The sequence below is a fragment of the Sorangium sp. So ce375 genome, assembly GCF_051473855.1.
Taxonomy (GTDB): Bacteria; Myxococcota_A; Polyangia; order Polyangiales; family Polyangiaceae; genus Sorangium.
The window spans coordinates 1,128,620-1,147,032 of record NZ_CP150335.1 but is presented as its reverse complement, the minus strand read 5'-3'; the positions used below and the strand labels follow the sequence as shown (position 1 = coordinate 1,147,032).

Below are 18,413 nucleotides of genomic sequence, written 5' to 3'. Positions count from 1 at the left end.
CGCCGCCCCCGCGCGGGAAATCCGCCGGCCGCCCCGCGCGGGAAATCGCTGTCCCCGGGCGGCACGGTGGTATGCGTCGGGCGCCATGGCGGCTCCCCCGGCCCCCTCCCGGCTGCGCGCCCTCGCCGCGCGCGCCCTCCCCTATGCGCCCGCCCTCGCCGCGAGCGGCGCGCTCGGCGCGCTCTGCGTCAGGGCCGTCCTTGCGCAGGCCGGGCGCCCGGCGCTGCCGCTCGACGACGCGTTCATCCACATGCAGTACGCCCGGCGGCTCGCGGAGGGCGGCTTCTTCAGCTTCGTCGCAGGCGACGGCTACTCGAGCGGCGCCACAAGCCTGCTCTGGCCCGTGCTGCTCGCCCCCTTCCACGCGCTCGGCCTGCACGATCTCTCCCTCGTCTACGCGCTCTGGGCGCTCGGGCTCGTGTTCCACGCCGCGCTCGCCGTCGAGACCGCGCGCCTCGCGCGACCCCTCGCCGGCCCCGCGGCCGCGGCCGGCGCGGGCGCGATGTGCGCCGGGTTCGCCGCGTTCGCCTGGTTCGCCTGGAGCGGGATGGAGACGGTCGCCTTCGCCTGGATCCTCACCCGCACCGCCCGCCTGGCGGCCGCCCTCTGCGAGCCGGCTCCGCCAGAGCCCGCCGCGGACAGCGCAATCGCCGCGCAGCCGCCCGCCTCCGCGCAGCCGTCCGCCGCCTCCTCGCAGGCGCCCGCCTCCGCGCAGCCGTCCGCCGCCTCCACGCAGGCGCCCGCCTCCGCGCAGGCGCCCGCCTCCGCGCAGCCGCCCGCCGCCTCCCTCGCCCGCTCCCTCGCGCTCTGCGGCTTCATCGCGCCCCTGCTCCGCCCGGAGGGCGCGCTCGCCTCCCTGCTCGCCGCGCTCGCGCTCGCCTTCTCGGCGGCACGCTCCGCGCCGCCTCCAGCGCCCCTCCCGGCGCCGCCGTCGTCGCCCTCATCGCCGCCCCGCCGCGACGGCGCTCTCCTGCGGCGCGTCGGAGAGCGCCTTCTCGCCCTCGCGCCGCTCCTCGGTGCGCTCGTCGTCCCCGCCTTGAACCGGCTGCTCGCGGGCCACGCCGCCTCGTCGACGACCTCCGTCAAGTGGCTGATCGGCAACCCCAACTACGACGGACCGACGCTCCGGGCCGCCCTCCTCGACAACGTCCGGCTGCTCGTCACCGACGTGATCGACGGCGGTCAGTGGACAGCCGTGTTCCTTCCCAGGGGCTCCGCCGCCATCATCGCCCTGGGGGCGATCGCGCTCGCCGTGGCAGCGCACCGGAGAGGCCGCCCCGCGCACGCCGCGATCGTCGGCGCCCTCGCGCTCGGGACGCTGCTGCCCTGCACGTACCTGAGCTTCCTCTGGAACCGCGTGCGGTATGTCTGGCCCTTCGCCCCGGCGTGGATCGTCATGGCCGCCTGCCTCGCGCGCGAGCTCGGCGACGCCGCCCAGCGGCTCCGGCCCTCGCTCCACTACGTGACGCCCCTCGTCGCCGGCGCGTTCGCCGGCGCCCTGGCCGCGCGGCTGCCGTGGACCATCGACGATCTCGCCAACTCCGCCCGCGCCATCGATCGGCAGCAGGTCTGGCTCGGCCAGTGGGCCGCGCAGCACCTGCCGGAGGACGCCAGGATCGGCGTCAACGACACGGGCGCGCTCGCCTACTTCAGCGGCCGCAGGACCTTCGATGTCGTGGGCCTGACCACCGAGGGCGAGGCGCGCTACTGGGTGGCCGGCGCAGGCTCCAGGTTCGAGCACTACGAGAAGCTGCCTCCGGAGCGACGGCCGACCCATTTCATCGTCTATCCGCACTGGATGGCGTGCGCGCCGGTGCTGGGCCGCGAGCTCGTCGACGCCACCGTCGAGGACCAGGCCATCCTCGGCGGCACCACGATGATCGCCTACGAGGCGCGCTGGGACCTCCTCGGCTCAGGGGCGCTGCCGGTGCGGTCCGTGCCCGGCGAGCGGATCCTCGACGAGCTCGACGTCTCGGACCTCGAGTCCGAGGCGGCGCACGCCTACGCGCTCGATCCGCTCGCGGACCAGCGCAACATGGCGATCTCGCTCGCCGCACCCGAGAGCAGCGCGCCAGGGGAGCTCGACCCCACACGCCCGGAGCTCGCCGACGGCGGCCGGTACCACCGGACCACCGACAGCTTCGTCGCCCACCTCGCGGCGCCCCCCGCCGAGGCGCGCCTCGTGCTCCGGGTGGCCTCGGACGACGGCGCCGAGCTCGCCATCTCCGTGGCGGGCGAGGAGATCGGGACCGTCGACGTGCCGAGTGGACCGTGGGTGGAGCGGGCGCTGCCCCTCCCGGCCGCGCGCCTCTCGACACCGACCCCGATCGCGATCGCCCTGCGCCGCGGCGCCGGATTCCACGCCTTCCATTACTGGATCGCCGGGCGCTGACGCCGGCGGCCGCGAGAACGGCCCCGGGGACGACCACCCCACCTTCTCCCATCGAGCTCGCCGCATCGCGCCCAAGGAGCAACACCCGCTCACAAGGTGCGCTCTCGAGAGCGCTCCGGCGCCCCGTAGGCCCTCTCACATATCCAGCGTTCAGGACAGCCGTTGACGGATCCTGGCGTTCGTGTAGCATCGGGATGTTCGCACAACACAGCAAGTTGGCGAACAACTCAGAGAACGGCTTGTGGGGAGACCGGGCAGCACAAGCCCCCTGGAGCGGCCACGCCAGCGATGGCCGGCGGCCCAGGCGTGCTCCAGGACATCGGGCGACCGGCACGCCGGCTCGCCCTGAGCCTGTGAGCCCCGCGCGGCGCTCGAACGTGGGGGAATCGATGCGTAGGTCGGCTTTGCTCCTGTGCTCGCTGCTGTGCCCTCTCGGGGCGGCGGGCTCCGCGTGGGCGCAGACCCCCGGGAGCGAGGCGCTGGCCAGCGGCGATGACGGCGGTCAGGGGCAGTTTCTCTCGCTCGATCTCGAGGAGCTGCTCGACGTGAAGGTCTCGTCGACTGGCTTCTTCGAGACCGAGAGCAGGACGTCGACCGGGCAGGCGCGCCTCTACGACGCGCGCACGCTGAAGCTCTATGCCGTCCGCTCGCTCGACGACCTCTTGCAAGCCCACCAGCCCGGCGTCTTGATCGGCGAGCACGAGCGCACCTCACGCCTCATCGGCGTGCGCGGCGTGCTCATCGACAACAACGCCAAGACGCTCGTCATGGTCGACGGCGTGAACACGAACATGCGCGCCCATTTCGGCGCCATCGGGAGCACGCTGGCGGTGCCCCTCACCGGAGACATCGAGCGGGTGGAGGTGATCCTCGGCCCCGGCGCCATCGTCCACGGCTCCGGCGCGATCAGCGGCTTCGTCAACGTCCTCAGGCCCACGGGGATCACCCGCCCCGGGCTCTGGGGCAAGGCGTCCTATGCCTCCGGCGACACGCGCACGCTGGAGGCCAGCTACGGCGGCCTGCTCAGCGAGAAGCACAACGCCGATTACTTCCTCTACTTCGGCCACGCCGACAACGAAGGAGAGCTGCCCCCGGCGCCCCGGCCGAACACGGCAGAGCTGTACGGCAACGGCTACGCCGGCGTCGCGACGTCTCCCTACCTGCACCGCACGCGCGTCGACGCCCTCGGCGAGCCGAGCTACAAGGGCTTCGGCCGCTTCCGGTACGGCTCCGAGCGCAGCCCCGTCAGCGTCGATCTGCGGCTCGACTACGCGCAGACGTCGATGATGGGCAACGCCCCGAACAGGAGGACATCCCCCGATGAGCTCGTGGGCCAGTGGTCCGACAGCAACACCGGCCATGTGCGGCAGCGGAGGTTCGCCGTCACGCCGGAGCTCCACGTCCACCTGTCCAGGCAGCACAAGATCGAGCTGGTCCCCACCTTCTCGGCCTTCGAGACGGCCCTCGTCCCGGCCGGCTGGATCGCCGAGGAGCTGGCGAAGGCGTCGAGTCCTGTCGCCGGCGCAGGGCGCTTGCCGGTCGCGGGCCTCGGCGAGGAGCACCGGGACATCAAGGCGATCTACAAGACGACGGCGCTGCCGAACGGCCAGCTCGCCATCGGCGCGTCGGTGAGCAACAAGCGCTTCAACGGCCAGAGGTCCCGCTGGGGACGGCTCTACGGGACCGCCTTCGAGTCCCCGGACAGCTTCTCGTGGACCGAGCTCGCCGCCTTCGGCGAGAGCACGGCCACCTTCCACGATCTCACCGTCTCCGCGGGCGTGCGGTTCGATCACACCGAATTTGGAGAGCTGAACCTGCGCAAGGGCCTCTCGCGCGAGCCCGAGCCGGTGAGCAGCCCCTCCTACCGCGTGGCCGCCGCCTATGCGATCAGCGACACGCAGAACGTCAAGCTGTCCTACCAGAAGGGCTTCCGCTTCCCGGACGCCGCGTACTTCAACTGGCTCGAGCGATTCAACGCCGCCTTCGAGGACGAGCCCATCGCGCCGCTGCCCTCGCTCGTTCCGGAGTCCTCCCACCTCGTGGAGCTCGACTATGTCGTGGGCCTGCTCGACGAGCGCCTCGCCCTCGACGCCGCGCTCTTCTACGAGCACTACAAGAATACCCTCGGCTGGGTGTCGTGGGATCAGGTGCGGCCCGAGGACTTCGAGGACCACGTGGCCCACAACCCCAGGCACCCGTCCGCGGGCGGCTGGTGGGGCAGCTTCTCGAACAGCACCGCGGACGTCGGCGCCCTCGGCGGCGAGGTCGGCCTGATCGGCGATCTCGGCGGCGGGTTCGCGGGCGACCTGTGGTACAGCGTGACGAAGCCGTTCGGCGCCGAGAGCGACATCAACATCCTGACCAACTGGGACGGCGAGACCTGGGCCAACTACCCCATCCACCTCGTCAAGGGCCACCTGAGCTACGTCGCCAGCCGGTTCACCGCGGGGCTCGCCGCGACGTTCCGGACTGGCATGAACAGCCATGGCACCCGCGACGCGCCCGCCTACCACACGGAGGACCTGCCGCCCAGAGACCGGCTGGCGGCGCGCTCGGCGTTCAACCTCGACGCCTCCGTGTCCTTCTCGCCGCTCGACCGCGTCTGGGTCTCCGTGTTCGGCAAGAACCTCACCTTCAACAAGGTCCCTCCGCCGTCCTACGACCCGCGCCGGCTGATCATCACCACCGGTCGCCCCTACGTCGGCGCCTCGGTCGAGGCGGCTTACTGACGCCGCCGGCCATGCGCACGACAGCGACAGCAGAACCGACGTAACCGACGCAACCGACGCAACCGACGCAACCGACGCAACCGACATCAGAAATCTCCTGACACCGCGCAGCCCGACACGAATGCACCCCCCGGCATCAACCCTTGTGATAAATCGAGGACACCTTGTCCGAAGCCATCAGCCAGGTTCACGATCCGCTCGACCTGCACGACGACTCCTCGGACAAGGGCCTGCGCGAGAGGGCCGCTCTCGACTTCCTGCTCTTCGACCTGGGCGCGGTGACCTTCGCGCTGAGGGCGCAGCAGGTCGAAGAGGTCATCGCGTGGCGTGACCCCTTGCCGCTGCCGCGCACCGATCCCCGGGTGATGGGCATCCTCCAGGACCGGGGGAGGATCATCGTGATCGTGTCGGCCGCCCTCGCGGGGCCGGCGGCCGCCCCGCAGCGCATCGTCGTGTGCCGCTCTCCGCGGGGTTACGTGGGGTTGCCCGCGGCGAAGACGCGGTGTATCGCCGCGGTCAAGGTGTTCGGGGAGCCCGTGCCGAACGCCGTGCTCGACACCAGCGAGGGGGTGGTGACCTTCCTCGACGTGGCCCGCCTGCTCGACGCTCCCGACGGCGCGCCTCGGCCATCGGTCGCGACGCGGGAAGCTCAGGCCCTCTGGTCGACCCCATGAGCGTCCCGAGCTCCCGATCGCCTGCGTCCAAACCCAGGCCGCCGCTCGATTCGGTCGATGATGCGCCCCCGGCGAGCGTGGCCCCGTCGTCGCGGTCGCCGGCGAGCGCGCCAGTGCTCGTGATCGACGACAGCGAGATCGCCCGAGAAGAGGTGTCCCGCGTGCTGCGCTCGGCCGGATTTCAGGTGCTGGCGCTCCCCTCCCCCATCGGGGCGACGCAGGCCATCGTGCGGCTCAAGGCGCGCGTCGTCGTCGTCGACGTCTTCATGCCCACCATCCGTGGGGACCGGCTGCTCACCCTGTTCCGGAAGAACCAGCGGCTCGGGCAGCTCAGCGTCATCCTGATCTCCGGCCACTCCGAGCGGGAGCTCGAGCAGCTGAAGCTGGAGGTCCAGGCGGACGCGGTCCTCTCGAAGAGAAACCTCGATCGTTTGCCGGCCCTGGTCAAGCAACTCGCCGGAAAGGAACGTTGACGTGTGGACCGTGGTCGCCTGATGCCGCGCCCGTCGAGGCTTCGTCCGCGGTCACACAAGGCTCGCCAGCGGAAGATGGTGTCTCCGATCTCTTCGATTCGAATGCTGATGGCCGCGGCGCTCTTCACCACCGTGAGCGCCGAGAGCCACTCTGCCGCCTCCGTCCCCTACGAGCTGCGGGGCGCCATCATCCTGCGGTCGATCGGCTACGAGGGCGGGTTCGCGAGCCGCGCGGGCACGGCCGTGCTCGCGGTCGTCGGGGCGGAGTCGGGCGAGAGCGCGGTGGACGCGAGCGCGATGGCGGCCGTGCTCTCCAGGCTGGCCGCGAAGACGACCGTGGCCAAGCGTCCGGCGACCGTCCTGCGCGTGACGTACAGCGGAAAGGCCCAGCTGCAGGAGGCGCTGCGCGCCGCCGGCGCCGAGGTCGTCTATGTGGCGCGCGGGCTCGCCGCCGCCATCGCGGACATCCCTTCGCGCGAAGGCGCCGTCGTCCGCATCGTGGTGTGCGGCGACGGCGACGACACGAAGCGCGGCTGCGCCGTCGCCGTGGGGCTCTCGGGCGCCAAGCCCGAGCTCCTGCTGAACGTGAAGCACGCAAACGCCATCGGCCTCCGCTTCGATCCGCAGCTCCTCCGGCTCGCCCGCATCGTCGAGTGAGGCCCACGAGGCGCCGGTCGACGTCGGTCGACGTCGGTCACCGGTCACCGAACATCGCCGCTCGCAGGTTCACGGCTCACGATTCACGACTCGCCATCTCCCGTCTCCCCTCCAGCGTCCCTCGTTCAGCGTCCGCCATCCCCCACCCTCGCCCGCCATGCTCAACTTTCGCTCTATCCGCTGGAAGATCGCCGCCCTCGTCGCGTCGGTGGCCATCGTGCTGTCGGCGCTGGATCTGTGGCTGATCCCCGATCGCACCGCGCGGGCGAGCGAGGCCGAGCTGCGCGAGCGCGCCGGGATCCTCGCCACCATGCTGAAGGACCCGATCGGCGTGGCCATGGACCTCGAGCAGCCGCCGGAGACCTTCCCGGACACCCTGCGCACCGCGATGACCGATCCCCTGGTGAGCTGGGTCTCCGTCCGTGACGCGAGGGGGCAGCGCATCGCGGCGGTCGGCGCGGAGCAGGCGCCCGAGGGCGCGCCGAGCCAGAGCGACGCCGGCGTCGTCGTCAGCGAGGCCCCGATCCGGTCTCGGAACGGCGATCGCCAGCTCGGGACGCTGGCCGTCGGGCTGCGCAGCGACCGGATCGCCGAGCGCCGCGCCGACTCGCGCAGGACGATCGCCCTGCAATCGGCGGGGATCGCGCTGCTCGGGCTGGGCCTGGCCTGGATCATCTCGGCGCGCATGACGCGGTCGATGGCGCACATCAAGGAGGCGGCGGACCGCATCGCCCGCGGCGACGTCTCGGCCCGGCTCTCCCTCAGGATCTCGAACGACGAGCTCGGGGACATGGCCAGCGCGTTCGAGCGGATGAACACCCAGCTGCGCGAGCTCCAGGAGACGGCCGCGCGGGTCGCAGGGGGCGATTTCACGTGCACGATCACCGGCGACGGGGAGCTCTTCGCCGCGTTCCGCGCCATGGTGACGAGCCTCCAGGAGCTCGCCTCGCGCATCGGCAACACCTCGGCGGAGGTCGCGTCGGCGGCCGCCGGCATGTTCTCGTCGGTCCGCGAGCAGGAGACGACCGCGAGCCAGCAGAACGCGGCGCTCGAGGAGATCCGGAGGACCGTCGAGGCCCTGACCGCCAGCGCGGATCACATCGCGAAGGACGCGGCGACCGTGCACGAGACGGCGCAGCGGAGCCTCGTCAGCGTCCAGCACACCGCGGAGCAGACGCGCCTCGTCAGCTCCCACTCGGACCGCATCGGCGAGATCCTGTCGTTGATCCAGAGCATCGCCGACAAGTCCGACCTGCTCGCGCTCAACGCCGCGCTCGAGGGCACGAAGGCCGGCGAGGTGGGGCGCGGGTTCTCGCTGGTGGCCGCCGAGATGCGCCGCCTGTCCGAGCACGTCATGGACTCGGTGCGCGACATCCGCAAGCTCGTGGCGGACATGCGCGCGGCCTCCCACGCCTCCGTGCTCGCGACCGAGGACGGGATCAAGCAGGCCCGCGACACGGCCGCGGCCGCCGCGAAGATCTCGGACGCGGTGGACCACCAGCGCGAGGGGACGGCGCGGGTCAAGACGGCGATCGTCGACATCGTCGGGGCGGTGAACGACACGCTGACGAGCAGCGCGGCGGCGACGCGCTCGGCCGAGTCGCTGCTCCAGCTGTCGCACGTGCTCAAGACGACGGCGAAGGCCTTCCGGGTCAAGCCCCTCGGGGTGAAGGCCGGCCAGCCGGCCATCGCGGAGACGGACGCGGATTGAGGAGCCGGGCTGACCTCGTCGCCGCGTTCCACAGGACCATGCCGGACCGCGTGGCCCAGGCGACGGACCTGTGGCTCGGCTTCGAGCAGGGCCAGGGCGGCAACCTGCAGGTGCTGCGCCGGCTCCTGCACACGCTGAAGGGCGAGGCGCACATGCTGGAGCTCGCCGCGTGCGGCGACCTCGCCGAGCTGGCGGAGGACGTCATCGACGCGGTGCGGGGCGGCGCGCGCCCCACGCAGCTCACCGGCGACAGCCTCCTCGGCGCGCTGGAGGGGCTCGGGCTCCTGTCGGCGAGCGCCGGGGCGGAGGGAGCGGAGCTCGCGCCCGAGCTCGAGATCGTCAAGGAGACCCTCCGCGCGGCGCGCGCGGAGCTCGGCGGCGGCCCGCCCGCGGACGCGCTCACGCCGCCGCCCGTGCCGCCGCTCGTGCCGCCGCCTGATTCCGCGAGCGAGAGCGCCCTGCCCCCGCGGCTGGACCAGGCCGACGCGCCGCCCGACCCCGCCCAGCCGAGCGCCCGCGCGGCCCTCGACGCCGAGGCCGTCGGGGCGCTCGTGCAGGAGCTCCAGCGGCTCCACAGCGAGCGGGACGTCATCCAGCGGCGGCTCCGCGAGTCCCAGCGCATGCTCCGCGCGCTGCTCGTCGAGATCGACCCCGGGGGGGCCGCGGCGGACCGGATCGCGGAGCGCATCGCGAAGACGCTCGGCTACGGCGCGGAGATCGAGCGCCTCCTGGGCGCCGTCCGGGCGGACTGGTCCAGCAACGAGTTCGCGGCCGGGCGCGCGCTCGGCGAGCTCGACGAGGTGGTCCGGAGCGCGTCGGTCGTGCGCACCGAGCGCCTGCTGAACCAGGTCTCGCTCGCCGCCCGGACCGCGGCGCGCATGCTGGGCAAGGACGTCGAGGCGCGGGTCGAGGGGACGGGGCTCCTCGACGCCGCCGTGGAGCGCCGCCTCGAGCCGGCGCTGCTGCACCTCGTGCGCAACGCCATCGACCACGGGATCGAGCCGGCGGACGTCCGCGCGCGCCGCGGCAAGCCCGCGCGCGGCACGGTGGCGGTGACCGTGGTCCAGACCGACGCCGCGGTGCGGGTCGAGGTCAAGGACGACGGCGGCGGGGTCGACTTCGGTCGCCTGCGCGAGGTGCTCGCGCCGTCGGTCCCGGACGCATGGTCCCTCGACGACGCCGAGCTCATCCCGTACCTGTTCGCGCACGGGCTCACGACGAGCCGCAGCGTCGGCGCGATCTCGGGCCGGGGCGTCGGGCTCGACATCGTGGCGCGCGAGATCGGCGCGCTGGGCGGGCAGGTCCGGATCGACTCGAGGCCCGGGATCGGCACGACGATCCTGCTCGTGGCGCCGAAGAACCCGCACGGCGAGGAGGTCGTCCCCATCGCCAGCGGGCGCTTCCGGTGCGCGGTGCCGACGCACGCCGTGCACTCGGTCGTGCTGCTGGAGGACGAGGAGCTCCTGCGCACCGCCGACGGGCCGCGCGTGCGCCTGACCAGCGGCGCCGGCGTGGAGCTCGCGCCGCTCTTCTCGCTCGCGGCCGTGCTCGGCGACGCGGGCCAGCCCGCGCCGGGGGACGCGGCGCTCGTGCTGCACCACGCCGCGGGCCTGTTCGCGGTGAGCGTGGACGGCTACGAGAACCCCCGGCAGGTCGCCCTTGTGCGCTCGGAGGAGATGCCGTTCACCTCGCCGCTCGTGCGCGGGGTGGCGCCGACGGCGGACGGCGAGGCGATGCTGCTGCTCGACGTGGAGCGGCTGTTCGCGTACGCCCGGCAGGCGCCGCGGGAGGCGCCCTTCGCCGCGGCCTTCGAGCCGAAGCGGGAGCCGCTCGCGCTTGTCGTGGAGGACGCGCCCGTCGCGCGGGAGCTGCTCTGCGGCATCCTGCGGTCGATCGGGCTGCGCGTGGAGGAGGCGAGCGACGGGCGGGAGGGGCTCGCGCGGGCGCGGGCGACGCCGCCGGACGTGGTGCTGACCGACCTGGAGATGCCCTACATGAGCGGCCTCGAGATGGTGGCGGAGCTCAGGCGCTCGCCCGGGCTCGCCCGGGTGCCGGTCGTGGTGCTGACGACGGCGGCGCAGGGGCAGAGCGAGGCCGCGCTGCGCGGGCTCGGCGTGCGGGCGGTGCTGTCGAAGCAGCGGTTCGTCGAGGAGGAGCTGCGCCGGATCATCGCGGCCAGCCTGGGGGGCGCGTGACCGCGCGGTGGGGGGCGCGTGACCGCGCGGCCGTCACTTCGCGTCGCGCGGCTCGGCCGGCAACGCGACGGAGATCTCGACGCGCCCCGGAGGCATCTTTGTGGCCCCGAGCGCGGCGGCCGCGGGGTCGTGCTCGGCGTGCCCGACCGCCGACAGCCGGGCCCCTGCCACGGCGCACTTGTCCTGGAGGGCCTGCGCGACGGTCGCCGCCCGGACCGCGGAGAGCTCCCACGCCGTCGGATAGGCGGCCTGCAAGGCGGGCGGTACCGAGTCCGGAGGTCCGCTGACCGCGCCGACGCGCAGCGGCGCCTGGCCGCCGCCGCTCGCCGACAGCGCGCCCGACACCTGGCACAGGAGGCCTTGCCCCTGCGGGTTCACGTCGACCGTGTTGGGGAGGAACACCGCGCTCTCCGAGAGCACGACGAACGCGTGTCCGTCCGCGACCGCGACCGCCGCGACCCCTTTCTTGATGTGCTTGTCGAGCTTCCCCGCGAGCTCCGCCTTGATCTGCTCGAGCCGCTCGAGGCCCGATTTCTTCGCGGCCTCCGTCTGCTGCCGCTCCGCCTCGATCTTATCGACCTGCGCCGCCTTGGCCTGGAGCTCCCCGCGCACCTGGCTCAGCGTCTGTTCGAGCTCTTTGCTCTTCTGGTTCGACTTCCGCTGCTCCTCCAGCAAGAGCACATGAGCGCGGTGGAGCGGGACGTAATATGCCGCCACGAACGCCGCGGCCGCGACGAGGAGGAGCGCCGGCATCACGCGGACCCAGCGTCGGAAGCTGGACGATCCAGCGCTGTTGCCGGCCGCGAACGCGTCATCCGCGATGTTCATGACTACCTCCGTGCTCCGCCGCCATCGCCGGCGAGAATACCGGCATGGCGAGGATCCCGCCAGCGCCACGGGCCGCGCCTCACTCATTGCAAAAATCCGCACCATCTCGAAAGCACGCCGAGCGTCATGTCGGTGTGTACAGGTGCGCTCGCGCCGTGGCATCCTCTGGGTCGCAAGGGAGGACTTTGTATGAAACCGCCGCCCCTTCCGGCCAGGCGCCCTGCGCCGCCCGTTCCGGCGACCGATGATCGCGAGAGTCTCTGGCACGTCGCGATCGCGCCTGACGACATCAAGGTGCTCACGTTGGAGAAGCTCGACGATCTGTTCCGTCTCGACGTCATCGATGAGACGACGAAGATTTGGCGCCCTGGGATGGCCGCCTGGCAGCCGCTCGGCGTCGTGGCGGGAATCGAGCCGACGCCGCCCGAGCCGGCGCAGGTCCAGGGTCCTCCGCCGAGCACGGCGCGCCGGGGCCCGCCGCCTCCGCCCCCGCGCGCCCCTGCGCGGCGGAACATGGACTCCGACCATCCGACGCCGGTGGCGTCGAACATGTCGTCCACGATGCCGCTCGGCGCCCCGATGTCGCTTGGCGACACGATGCCGCTCGACGCGCTGGACAGCTCGCCGAACCTTGTGACGCGGACCGAGGTGCAGGCGCCGCCTGCGGCGATGCTCGCGGCGTCCCGTCCCACCTCGCCGCCGTGGATGCCGGCGGCGCGGGAGCCGGAGTCGTTCAACGAGGTGCCCTTCGCGGCGCCTCGCGCGCGCGAGACGGGCCGGGTGCAGCGCCTGACGCTCGCGCTGTCGGTCGTGGCGGGGCTGCTCGTGACGCTCTACCGCAATGACGTCCTCCTCGACGCCGCGCGCTCCGCTGGGCACCAGGGCGAGTATCTGAAGATCGAGACCGCGCTCGGCGGGCCTGGCTTCGGGACCCCGCGCTCGATCGAGAAGCTCAGCGTGTCTGCAGAGCCGGCGCCGGCGAAGTAACCCCACCAACACCCAGCGCTCTTCGCGCGACACGCGACACGCGGCATCGCGCCGCTCAGCCGCCCTCGCGCAGCGACCCAGACACGAAAGCCGTTGAGGCGTAAGCGACGCCACGAGAGCGAGAACGGCTCGCTCCTCGGCCCTCCGGCGGCTCATCTTCGCCTCAGAGCACCTCCGCCGGCGCGGTGGATCGCCCCGCAGATCGCCGCAACGCAGCTCGCGCTTCGCGCTCGGCTTCGAGCCGACCTGGACAGCAATGTCCGCGCCAGAAACAGCGCGCCTCGTTCTCGCACAATGTCATCCACCATAATCGGAAATCAACGTTGGTAGTGCGGGCGAGCTCCTCCTTTGCTATAGTAAAGACCTTACTCTAACCGGGGAACCCCCTACCGGATGTCATGTGATCCCCGGTTGCAGGTCGAGATCTGCCCAGCGCGTCCGCCGCAGCGTGGCGCGGTGGGATCCGGTCATCACGGTTACTTAAAAGTCCTTTGACCGAGACAGGGAGGTGGTCCTATGTCGCCCTTTATCTCACGCAGCCCAGCTGTTTTCCTGGCTCAAGTTGGTTTGCTCACCACGGCTTCGTGGAGCCTCGCCGGGTGTGGCCAAGCGGATCCGGTGGACGATCCGCTCGTGTCCCATGCCCAGGCCATCGTCGCCGAGGAGGCCGATGACGCCGGTGATGCCGAGGCCCTCGACGACGGCGATGAGGCGTGCTCCGGCGGGGAGCCGACCTTCGCTTCGCGCGAGGTCCTACGGGATCTCTCGTTTCCAATGCGGATCGTCTGGGGACCGGATGACTACCTGTGGTTGACCGAGCGCACCGGGAAGCGTGTCGTGCGGGTGAGGCCGGAGGACGGCCTTCAGAAGACCGCGATCACCGTCTCGGAGGCGTTCCAGTCGGGAGGTCAGGACGGGCTGCTGGCCCTGGCGCTGCACCCGGATCTGCTCAAGCACAAAGGGAAGGACTACGTGTACGTCTCCTTCACCTACAACGTCGCTGAGGAGCCAGCGGTGGATCGCAGGACGAAGATCCGCCGCTACACGTACAACCGGGCGACCGAGACCCTCGGGAGCCCTGTCGACGTCATCACGGGCTTGCCGGGGAGCGACGATCACAACTCCGCGCGGCTCCTGTTCGGCCCCGATGGGAAGCTCTATTACACCATCGGGGATCAGGGGAACAACCAGTTCGCCAGGATGTGCAACCCGAACCGCGCGCAGGAGCTGCCCACGGCGGCCGAGGTCGCGGCGAAGGACTGGTCGAAGTACGTCGGCAAGATCCTGCGCTTGAACGTCGATGGCTCGATCCCGAAGGACAATCCGAAGATCGACGGGGTCCGCAGCCATATCTATTCGTACGGCCATCGCAACGCGCAGGGCCTCACGTTCGGCCGGGGCGACAAGCTCTACGCGAACGAGCACGGGCCGAAGAGCGATGATGAGCTGAACCTCATCCAGGCCGGCAAGAACTACGGTTGGCCGTACGTCGCCGGCTACAAGGACGACCAGGCGTACACGTACGACAACTGGGCGGCCTCGAGCCCGACGCCCTGTGACCAGCTCGCCTGGAGCGACTGGGCTCCTCCCGCGTCCGTGCCGCGGCAGCTGGAGAGCGCCTTCAGCCACCCGGACTTCAAGGAGCCGCTCCTCACCTTCTACACCGTCCCGAACGACTACGTCTTCTTCGACTGGGCGTGCGGGTTCAACCAGTACATCTGCTGGCCCACGATCGCGCCCTCCTCGCTCCACTACTACCCGGCCGGGCACGGCATCCCCGGGTGGGATCACTCTCTCCTGATGACCTCCCTCAAGAAGGGCGCCGTGTACCAGGTGAAGCTGAGCCCGAACGGGAAGACCGTGGAGGGTGAGCCCGCCGTCCTCTTCCAGACCACGAACCGGTACCGCGATCTCGCGATGAGCCCCGACCGCAAGACCTTCTACATCATCACGGACACCACGGGGAACACGAGCGGGCCGACCGGCGGCGTCACGACGGTCCTGGACAACCCGGGAGCGATCCTCGAGTTCAAGTACACGGGATCGCACTGAGTCAGCACCCGAGTCGCAGGGCCTTCGTCGTGCCGGCGCAGGCCCGCGATCTCGCCGGGCCCGATTGTGTCGTTCTCCAAGGACACGCCTGACGTGCGCTGATCCTGTTCAGGGAACGGAGCGCCTCGACGGCGAAAGCGCCCTGCCCTCGTGATCATTCCGCCATTACAATCCCAGCTGGTGGCCCTGCACCGGCGGCCTTGGCTCACGCGCCGGCTTACAGGGTGAGCCGATCCCCGTCGACGTACGCGATGCCGCTCGAGCCGCCGCCGCGCTCGAAACGGATAGCGCGGCGGCCCTGTGTGTCAGTAGTATGGAGGATCCTTGAACTCTGAATGAGGTCGCAGTGGAAAATCATGCTATGGCCAAACGAGGGCGCTTTTCCCGGTTGCACCGTTCCATCTCGCTCGCCCTGATCTCGCTGAGCGTTGCCTGCGGCCAGGCATCGGCAGGCGACGACAACGGCAACGGCGGAGGCAACGGTAACGGCAGCGGCAGCGGCAGCGGCAACGGCGGCGGCAACGGTGACGGCGGCGGCAACGGCGACGGCAACGGCACCGCGGCGCCGCCCCCCTCCCTGATCGGGGAGGTGTCGTTCTCCACGCCCAGCCAGACGTTCAGGGATCAGATCCAGGTGGGGATGTCCACCCCCGTCGAGGGGGCCGAGATCCGCTACACGCTGGATGGGCAGCTGCCGACCGCGTCCTCCACGTTGTACACGGGCGAGCCCGTGACCCTCACCCAGACGACGCAGGTCCGCGCGCAGACGTTCGTCGGAGGCGCCGCGAGCGGCGCTGTGAGCACCGGCCTCTACATCGCGCGCACCTTCGACGCGACCTCCAATCTTCCCATCGTGATCATGGACGGTTACGGCATGGGCAAGCCGACGGACAAGGAGGTCTACTTCGACGCGGCGGTGATGATCTGGGAGCCGGTCAACGGCGTCGCGTCGATCGCGTCGCTGCCCACGCAGGCGATGCGCGGCGGGTACCACGTGCGCGGTCAGTCGTCGCGGAACTTCCCGCAAACACCGTACAAGGTCGAGCTGTGGGACAACGACGGCAAGGACCTCGACTACCCGGTGCTGGGCATGCCCGCCGACTCGGACTGGGCGCTGATCCCTCCCTACTACGATCGCACGTTGATCCGTAATCCGTTCACCTACACCCTCGGCCGCGACATGGGTATGACGGTGCCGCGCGTCGAGTTCGCCGAGGTCTACCTGAACTACGACGCCCGCGTCGTCGGCGAAGCGGATTACCAGGGCATCTACTGGATCTCGGAGACCATCAAGAACAACAAGGTCCGCACCGATCTCAAGGGGCTCGAGGAGACGGACAGGACGCTGCCGGACATCAGCGGCGGCTACATCTTCAAGTTCGACCAGGCGGCCGCCGAGGAGCCGAAGCTCACCTGCACCGGCTCGGATCCCCTCCCGTCGTTCAGCTTCGGTGGCGGCGGGGGTCCCCGCCCCGACGAGGGCGGCACGTGCTGGATCGATCTCGAGGTCGTGGATCCCGATCCGCTGAACGACGAGCAGAAGACCTGGCTGACGCAGTACATCCAGCAGTTCCACGACAGCATCCACCAGACGCCGATCGGCGATTACGCGTCGTACATCGACGTGCCGTCGTTCATCGATTATCTGATCATCAGCGAGCTGACGCTCAACGTGGACGCTTACGTACGGAGCGCCTATTATTACAAAGATCGCGATCAAAAGCTCAAGGCCGGCCCGCTGTGGGACTACAACTTCGCGCTCGGCGGGGTGGGCGCCCAGAGCGCGACGCCGCAATCGGCGAACGACACCGGCTGGCGCTTCAGCGGAACGAGGAACGTCAACAACTGGTATCAGAAGCTGACCGCGGATCCGAGCTTCATGGCGCAGGTCAAGGCGCGCTACACGGCGCTTCGCCAGACGCACCTGTCCGAGGCCGCGATCGAGGAGCGCATGAACAGGCTGAGCGCGCCGCTCTCGCAGGCCGTGGCCCGCGACTTCGCCAAGTGGCCTGTGTCGAGCATCATCGAGTCGAGCGAGGGCTTCCTCGGCGGCCCCACCGCGCCGACGTGGGAGGGGCAGCTGCAGGTCATGCGCGACTTCCTGCGGGCCCGGCTCGCCTGGATGGACGCCAACTTGCCTTGACGCGGCGCGGGCCGCGCGCGGAGATCGCGCGGCCCTCCTCGGCCGCGCGCGGCGAGGCGCTAGCTGCGCTGCAGGCGGCTCACGGCGAACGCGCCGTCGCCGAGGAGGGCCTGCGCGCCGAGCGCGATCATCAGGAAGGCGACGTACTCCCAGCCGCCCCCCTGGCCGGCGAACATCCAGCCGTTCGGCAGGTGCACGAGCAGCGCGCCGATCATCACCGGCAGGAGCAGGAGCGAGATCAGGCGCGTCCTGAGCCCGGCGAGGAGCGCCGCGCCGCCGAGCAGCTCGGCGAGAAACACCGGATACGCCGTCCAGCCCGGGAAGCCGCTCGCCGCGAAGAACGCGACGGTGCCCGGCAACGTGTATACTAGCGGCTTGGCGAGCGCGTGCGCCAGGAACACGGCGCCCAGCCCGAGGCGCAACATCAGCGCGGCCAGCTCGGTCGAGCGGGGAACGGGGAGGATCGTCTCGATACGGTTCATCTCGATACGGTTCATGGGTGATGTCTCCATGACCCGAGAAGTAAGCCCCGGCGCCGCGCCACGGTAGAGCGCGCCCGGGAACGAATTGTTCTCCGGGGAGAACGATCTGCCGCTACACCCACGAGGCCCCGCGGAACGCGGCTGCCAGGTGCTCGATGAGCCGCCGCACCCGCGCAGGCGGGCGCCGGCCGGCCGCGTGCACCGCGTAGATGCCCATGGGCCGGGGGGCGAACGCGTCGAGCAGCGTGACCAGGCGCCCGGCCCCGAGATCCGCGTCGACCATGAAGCGCGGCAGCACCGCGAGGCCGATCCCGGACACGGCCGCCTCGCGGAGCGCCGTCCCGTTGCTCGCCGTCAGCGGGCCGGAGACGGGGACGGAGATGCGCCCGCCGGCCCCGTAGAAGCGCCACTCGTCCTCGACGCGCAGGTGGAGGTAGCGCAGGCAGTCGTGGCGCAGGAGATCCCCCGGCTGCTCCGGCCGCCCCCGCCGCTCGAGGTAGCCCGGCGCGCCGACCACGTGCAGCGCCGTCGTGGCGAGCTTTCGCGCGACGAGGCTCGAGTCCTTGAGCTTCGTGATCCGGATGGCCAGGTCGACGCGCTCCTCCACCAGGTCGACGAGCCGGTCGTTCAGCATGAGCTCGACGTGCGCGCCCGGGCTCGCCCGGAGGAACCGCGCGAGCGGCTCCGCCAGGTACATCTGCGCGAAGCTGACCGGCGCGTTGAGCCGGATGCGGCCCCGGTCGGCGTCGGACGCGCCCCGCACCGCGGCGCCGGCCTCCTCGAGCACGCGCGCGCAGCGCGCATAGAGGTTCATGCCGGCGTCCGTGACGGTGAGCTTGCGCGTGGTGCGCACGAGCAGGCGCTCGCCGAGGCGCTCCTCCAGACGCGCGACCCGGGTGCTCACCATCGACTTCGACACCCCGAGCTCCGCCGCGGCCGCCGTGAACGAGCGGCGCTCCACGACGCGCGCGAAGCACAGCAGGGCGGGCAGATCGTCGAAGAGCGGGTCGACCATGCGCCCACTGTGCGCGACGGGGCGGATTGTTCGCAACGGCGAACGTCCTGGGATCGGTGTGGGGGATTTTCCAAG

The 18,413-nt window shown here is 71.1% G+C and carries 13 protein-coding genes; 10 read left to right on the top strand and 3 right to left on the bottom strand.

Annotated elements, in window-relative coordinates; all coding sequences use genetic code 11:
* The first annotated feature begins 85 nt into the window (after nt 1-85).
* From WME90_RS04465 to WME90_RS04435, 7 genes are all read left to right on the top strand, one after another.
* The gene (locus WME90_RS04465) at nt 86-2,392 is read left to right on the top strand and encodes a hypothetical protein (protein WP_437279815.1); all 2,307 of its coding nucleotides are present in this window, start codon (nt 86-88) and stop codon (nt 2,390-2,392) included.
* Between the two features lie 389 nt (nt 2,393-2,781).
* Nucleotides 2,782-5,121 (top strand): TonB-dependent receptor, encoded by a 2,340-nt coding sequence (locus WME90_RS04460; protein WP_437279814.1) that lies wholly within the window; start codon nt 2,782-2,784, stop codon nt 5,119-5,121.
* A 164-nt stretch (nt 5,122-5,285) separates the two neighbouring features.
* Nucleotides 5,286-5,795 (top strand): chemotaxis protein CheW, encoded by a 510-nt coding sequence (locus tag WME90_RS04455; protein ID WP_437279813.1) that lies wholly within the window; start codon nt 5,286-5,288, stop codon nt 5,793-5,795.
* Complete coding sequence (locus WME90_RS04450; RefSeq protein ID WP_437279812.1) at nt 5,792-6,268, top strand: response regulator; 477 nt, start codon at nt 5,792-5,794, stop codon at nt 6,266-6,268. Before WME90_RS04455 ends, WME90_RS04450 begins: the two co-directional genes overlap by 4 nt.
* A gap of 75 nt (nt 6,269-6,343) precedes the next feature.
* Nucleotides 6,344-6,925 (top strand): YfiR family protein, encoded by a 582-nt coding sequence (locus WME90_RS04445; RefSeq protein WP_437279811.1) that lies wholly within the window; start codon nt 6,344-6,346, stop codon nt 6,923-6,925.
* A 157-nt stretch (nt 6,926-7,082) separates the two neighbouring features.
* The gene (locus WME90_RS04440) at nt 7,083-8,636 is read left to right on the top strand and encodes a methyl-accepting chemotaxis protein (protein ID WP_437279810.1); all 1,554 of its coding nucleotides are present in this window, start codon (nt 7,083-7,085) and stop codon (nt 8,634-8,636) included.
* On the top strand, nt 8,633-10,831 hold the full coding sequence (locus tag WME90_RS04435) for a hybrid sensor histidine kinase/response regulator (RefSeq protein WP_437279809.1): 2,199 nt from the start codon (nt 8,633-8,635) through the stop codon (nt 10,829-10,831). Before WME90_RS04440 ends, WME90_RS04435 begins: the two co-directional genes overlap by 4 nt.
* A gap of 33 nt (nt 10,832-10,864) precedes the next feature.
* Here the strand turns inward: WME90_RS04435 and WME90_RS04430 are convergent, their stop codons facing one another.
* Complete coding sequence (locus WME90_RS04430; protein ID WP_437279808.1) at nt 10,865-11,659, bottom strand: hypothetical protein; 795 nt, start codon at nt 11,657-11,659, stop codon at nt 10,865-10,867.
* A 189-nt stretch (nt 11,660-11,848) separates the two neighbouring features.
* Here WME90_RS04430 and WME90_RS04425 point away from each other — a divergent pair, with 189 nt between their 5' ends.
* From WME90_RS04425 to WME90_RS04415, 3 genes are all read left to right on the top strand, one after another.
* Nucleotides 11,849-12,646: a DUF4339 domain-containing protein gene (locus WME90_RS04425; protein WP_437279807.1), complete on the top strand. Its 798-nt coding sequence runs from the start codon at nt 11,849-11,851 to the stop codon at nt 12,644-12,646.
* 633 nt (nt 12,647-13,279) lie between these two features.
* Nucleotides 13,280-14,698, top strand: a complete 1,419-nt coding sequence (locus tag WME90_RS04420) for a glucose/sorbosone family PQQ-dependent dehydrogenase (protein WP_437279806.1) — start codon at nt 13,280-13,282, stop codon at nt 14,696-14,698.
* Nucleotides 14,699-15,086: 388 nt separating this feature from the next.
* Nucleotides 15,087-16,841, top strand: coding sequence for a CotH kinase family protein (locus WME90_RS04415; protein WP_437279805.1), 1,755 nt, complete (start codon nt 15,087-15,089; stop codon nt 16,839-16,841).
* 59 nt (nt 16,842-16,900) lie between these two features.
* Here the strand turns inward: WME90_RS04415 and WME90_RS04410 are convergent, their stop codons facing one another.
* Both WME90_RS04410 and WME90_RS04405 read right to left on the bottom strand, forming a co-directional pair.
* Nucleotides 16,901-17,323, bottom strand: coding sequence for a DoxX family protein (locus tag WME90_RS04410; RefSeq protein ID WP_437283558.1), 423 nt, complete (start codon nt 17,321-17,323; stop codon nt 16,901-16,903).
* A gap of 112 nt (nt 17,324-17,435) precedes the next feature.
* Nucleotides 17,436-18,338 (bottom strand): LysR family transcriptional regulator, encoded by a 903-nt coding sequence (locus tag WME90_RS04405; protein ID WP_437279804.1) that lies wholly within the window; start codon nt 18,336-18,338, stop codon nt 17,436-17,438.
* Nucleotides 18,339-18,413 lie beyond the last annotated feature (75 nt).